Source organism: Vibrio sp. YQ_11 (assembly GCF_043103065.1).
Classification (GTDB): domain Bacteria; phylum Pseudomonadota; class Gammaproteobacteria; order Enterobacterales; family Vibrionaceae; genus Vibrio; species Vibrio parahaemolyticus.
Window position 1 is genome coordinate 1 of record NZ_JBICJM010000014.1, and the last position, 4,513, is coordinate 4,513.

At 41.2% G+C, this 4,513-nt stretch carries 6 protein-coding genes and 1 pseudogene; 1 reads left to right on the top strand and 6 read right to left on the bottom strand.

The genetic code is table 11. The features are described from left to right. The 3 genes from ACF8EG_RS10750 to ACF8EG_RS10760 all read right to left on the bottom strand — a co-directional run. Positions 1-598: type I restriction-modification system subunit M N-terminal domain-containing protein (locus ACF8EG_RS10750; protein ID WP_392419448.1), on the bottom strand; the 598-nt coding region annotated here is incomplete at its 3' end. Positions 599-655: 57 nt separating this feature from the next. Then, on the bottom strand, positions 656-1,237 hold the full coding sequence (locus tag ACF8EG_RS10755; RefSeq protein ID WP_323210811.1) for a WYL domain-containing protein: 582 nt from the start codon (positions 1,235-1,237) through the stop codon (positions 656-658). A gap of 254 nt (positions 1,238-1,491) precedes the next feature. Then, positions 1,492-1,908 carry a hypothetical protein gene (locus ACF8EG_RS10760; protein WP_198006586.1) on the bottom strand — a complete coding sequence of 139 codons (417 nt, stop codon included), beginning with the start codon at positions 1,906-1,908 and terminating at the stop codon, positions 1,492-1,494. Here ACF8EG_RS10760 and ACF8EG_RS10765 point away from each other — a divergent pair. Next, the gene (locus ACF8EG_RS10765; RefSeq protein WP_102552418.1) at positions 1,888-3,192 is read left to right on the top strand and encodes an RNA-directed DNA polymerase; all 1,305 of its coding nucleotides are present in this window, start codon (positions 1,888-1,890) and stop codon (positions 3,190-3,192) included. The genes ACF8EG_RS10760 and ACF8EG_RS10765 overlap by 21 nt on opposite strands. Here ACF8EG_RS10765 and ACF8EG_RS10770 read toward each other — a convergent pair. The 3 genes and pseudogenes from ACF8EG_RS10770 to ACF8EG_RS10780 all read right to left on the bottom strand — a co-directional run. Next, positions 3,135-3,320: an adhesion domain-containing protein gene (locus tag ACF8EG_RS10770; RefSeq protein WP_107686077.1), complete on the bottom strand. Its 186-nt coding sequence runs from the start codon at positions 3,318-3,320 to the stop codon at positions 3,135-3,137. The two genes, ACF8EG_RS10765 and ACF8EG_RS10770, sit on opposite strands and share 58 nt — an antisense overlap. A gap of 172 nt (positions 3,321-3,492) precedes the next feature. Next, entirely contained in the window at positions 3,493-3,984 is a 492-nt protein-coding gene (locus ACF8EG_RS10775; protein ID WP_243185996.1) for a hypothetical protein, read from the bottom strand. 87 nt (positions 3,985-4,071) lie between these two features. Further along, positions 4,072-4,513: pseudogene (locus tag ACF8EG_RS10780) on the bottom strand (hypothetical protein); the annotation flags it as partial.

Consider the following 4,513-nt stretch of genomic DNA (forward strand, 5'->3'; position numbering starts at 1 on the left):
AGTGTTCCCCGGCTTCTTCGTTGTTTTCTTCGTTAAACTTACGGATAAGTTCTTCGAACACATAACCCATTCCCAAGTTACTCAGCGCTGGTAACTTGTAACCATCAGGATCAGTCGCTTCATTTGGAGTTAGGTTAATGTATGGAGAAACAAATTTCTCAACGACATCCAGCAGTACTTGCTTGGACGCCATATGGCGGATCTGTGCTTTCAAATTAAAGCATTCGATAATCTCTTTAACGTTATCGCTAAAACCCAGTAAGTATTCTTCAAAGTTCGCTAGGAGGATTTGCTGGTTGTTCGTTGCTGCGTTATATAAGCTTCTCAGTGTCCATTTCGACGTGTTGTAAAACACAAAGCCTGACGCATCACGTAATGGGTCGCCATCCAGCTCCACCGCATTCATTTCTTCTTTTTGGAAACGAACTTCTTCTAGTACAGCCTCTTTACTAGGCTCAAGCAGCGTATCTAAACGTCTTAACACCACCATAGGCAAAATGACATCGCGGTACTTACCCCGAACATAAACGTCACGCAGACAATCGTCGGCGATATTCCAGATAAATGAGACAAGTTTATTATGTACGCTGTGGTCCATCTTTTTATCCTAATTCTGTTGAGCGTATGGCTCGAAATTCTTCTTGTGATGAGTTCGTTATGCCTTTGGGGCAATATCGAGCTCTGCAATATCTTTTAACTGGCTGGCATTACGCAGCCACAATAAATGCTCTCGCCCTGTCAGGCTGTGATCTTCCGTACAATCCACATTCCAGTAACGTAGATAGTAGCTAGCAAGGGGAAGTCTTAACTTAATGCTACGATGCCAATCCGGTGAGGATTCCATAGAGAAATCCAAGGCAATAGCCTGATGGGATGATTGCGATGGATGGGGAACTAACTCAAGTTCAACCGACTGATTCCAACTATCATCACTTTCTCTCAGTTCACTTTGTGAAACTTGTTCTTCTAAATTATCAACCTGAGTAAACCGAGTGCAGACAAAGTCCCGAAACTGATTATGTTTGCGGTCAAACGCTCTGACATGCCAACGTTGTCCATTATTAACCAGAGTATGCGGTACGATAATGCGTTGTGTCTCACCTGAACTTAAAGACCAATAAGTCACTTGAATCGGTTGCTGATGGACAATACCGCGCATTAGTCCAGCGACAATATCACTGTTCGGATTGAGTTGACTGAAAGACTGAATGCAAACATCAGAGGGCTTAACAGGCATAGAGATACCGTCACCAAAACCTTCCACTAAACGTTGTAGTATGGCACTGCTATTAGGGGGTTTGCGCCCATTTCAGCGAAAAGTCCAACGTGAGCCTACAGCCCTTTATTTATAAGGGCTGGCAGGGATCGCTTACTCTCTAATATCCTTCTTAGGCCACCAGTTCGACCATGCTCTCTTCTCTCCAAGGAAGGCTCTAAGTTCTCAAGCAGTTTTATTGTCTTTTTGAATAGTAATATGCCAGTAGCTCTAATCTAAGCGCACCCACTTGGAGAAGAAATAGGTGCATTTATTTCGAGAGATTTTCCTTGGAACCACTTTCGCCATCCTGTAGTTTGTCTTGATACATGCCCAAGTTGTTCAGTCAAAGCAACCAGAGCGCCATGAGGCAAGAATTTTAATTCCCAAGCTAACATTAATAAACTTTGTACGGTTTCTAAAAGTGCACTAAGTTCTAGTAATAAATCTAGGGCTCGCAATATTCCTTCGAGAGATTTTCCGTACAAATTAGCTTGAACAGAGTAACGAATACACTTCGTGAGTTCGTTGAGGATTTGTTCTCCTGTTGTAAAGCGAAATGCTTTGGGTAAGTGTTGATGTTGGTTCCAATACAATTTGTACAACTTTTGTAAATCATAGTAGAGACGATTATGACGAAACTCTTTATTCAAAATTCAAACCTTAAATATCACCATCAACTCGCAGCAGAGTTGCTGCAATGTGTAAAAGCTTCGGGAAGCAGTCAACAAAAATCTGCTAACGCTTTAAAGTTCCCGAAACTATGCCATGAGCTGTCAACCGAAATATTAACTAATACATATCAACCTTATCCTTATCATCATTTTGCAATCACAGAACCTAAGCTTAGAGAAATATACGCCCCAGCATTTAGAGATCGTATAGCTCAAATGTGGATTGCACTACAATTGGCACCTATTATGGAAAATCAATTCATTGATGACACCTATGCCAATAGAAAAGGTAAAGGAACTCTTGCTGCTATTGCAAAAGTTCAAAAACTAATGCGCCAACCACGACATACTTGGGGGCTACAGCTCGACATTTACAGTTATTTCAATAGCATTAATAAAAGAGAGCTTCTAACGCAACTACACAATCTCATTTACAATTCAAAATTAAGCCCATTGCGCCAATATTGCCTAGCAAACCTAATAGAAAAGATCATAGAGCAGGATGCCACGAAGCTACAAAACGAGCGAACTGGAAACCAATACTTACTTAACCAAATCCCGCACCATAAGAAGCTACAGTTTAACAATACGGAACAGGTTGGGTTGCCCATAGGTAGCGTTACTAGTCAACTCTTCGGTAATTTTTACCTCAACAACCTTGACCACGAAATAAAACACACACTGAAGGTTAAGGGGTACGTTCGGTATATGGATGATTTATTTATCTTATCTAATTCGCCTGAAAAATTGCAAGAATGGAAAGAACATATTGAATGGTATCTCACTTCTCGCCTGCAATTAAAATTACATCCTACAAAGGTGCATTTATCACCTATTGAGGAGGGGTTTGATTACTTGGGATTTCGTGTATTTCCCCATTATAAACATGTTCGCAAAACCACCATTTCATCATTGAAAGAGCGTTTGCGCTACTTTAATGCGATTCTAGACACTGGTGCGATTAGTGTCTTTTTAAGATCTAGACCAAGTCGAGGGAGATGGAGTAAGCATGCTATCCATTACGCACCACTTTACACTCAGCTAAAAGCTATGCAATCAACGATAAATAGCTATTATGGACTGCTTAGCCAAGCCAATCATTGTCAATTGAGAAAACAAATATATCATAAAAATTTTGGCGAACTTAAACGTTATTTATTACCCAATAACTGTTATTACAATCACTTCACCATAAAGAAGGGTCTTCACTTTAATAAGATGGCTCCGGATACTTTATGTTGGCCTGAGACGCAGGATGCGTAGTTCGTGTTGCTCGGATTGTTGCTGTTGACGTTGCCATTGTTGAGGTTCACGTTGTAATAGTTAGAACCATCAGGAGTCGCCGACCAATAGTTGTTGTTGGTCGGCCAACCGCGCGCGTTTGCATTTATTGTTTAACTCGAAGTGTTGCCTTTCGACTCGCTTCCCTTGAATACCCATAAGGTCATAAATGCCGATAACATACCAGGGCCCACATGTTAACACCTTAACGTTAACATTCTCTGAGCACGACATTGTCGCTATGTTCCCTGTTGATTTTCCGAGAACCATCTTATTAAAACGTTATATCGCTTGCTTGACAGCAATCAACAACCAATCTGATGAAGAGCTTGAAGCTTTCGTCATCATCACTTTATTGACGATTGCTTCGGGTAAAAATAATCGAACATATCGACGATTTAACAGATCGTCATCACAAGGGTTACAAGGTAATTTCTCTTCAATATCGTCCATTTGAGCACGCTGCTCTTGCCTCCAATACTCCCACTCAGAAAAATCGATGATTATTTCTAACTCAATAACAGCCTCTGTACCTATGTCAATTCCAGCTTGCTTTAATGATTCTATAGGAAGCCCACCATACAACACCTCTCTTCCATTCAATTTCTTAACCTTTTTCCTTAACACCTTCAATGTCGGTAATTGGTCCTGTTTAGATACCCACTGCTGCCAACCAAAGAGTGATTGCTCATAGAAACGTACAAACATCCCCTCTTTTATGCCAACAATACGTTGACTGCTTTCAACCAATGCTAATTTATTTTCAATATTCACCTATCTTCCCCCTTTTAAAAAGTGCCAGATGCAACTCTGGCACTTCAAAAATTAAAAATTAAAACGTTAAACTCTAAACGCTCAACTTTAAGGATTTGAGACGCAGGATGCGTAGATCGTGCTGACCGGAAGGACGCTGCCGACGAAGCCATTGTAGAGGAACACGTCGTAATAGCTAGAACCATCAGGAGTCGCCGACCAATAGGTGGCGTAGGTCGGCCAACCGCGCGCGGTAAACATATTACCAAATATGTCGTATAGCTCCCCTTTTAACTCGTCTCTTGTCGCTAAACGCCAGTTTGTCCGTCCGCCGAGACTAAGGGTGTTGTAGGTAGTACATAGTGCATTTGCGTTAGTCCAGTTGAATAGGTAGAAATTACCACTTGGGCCGTAAGTTCCATTTTCATTTAAAATACCGTTTGTAGCACTACCGCCAATGCTGTCTAAGTAGGCCTCTGATGGTGAATTGGTAAATAACTTACCTGTACCTGTATCAAAGATATCAATACACGCCCCCGATAAGTCAGCA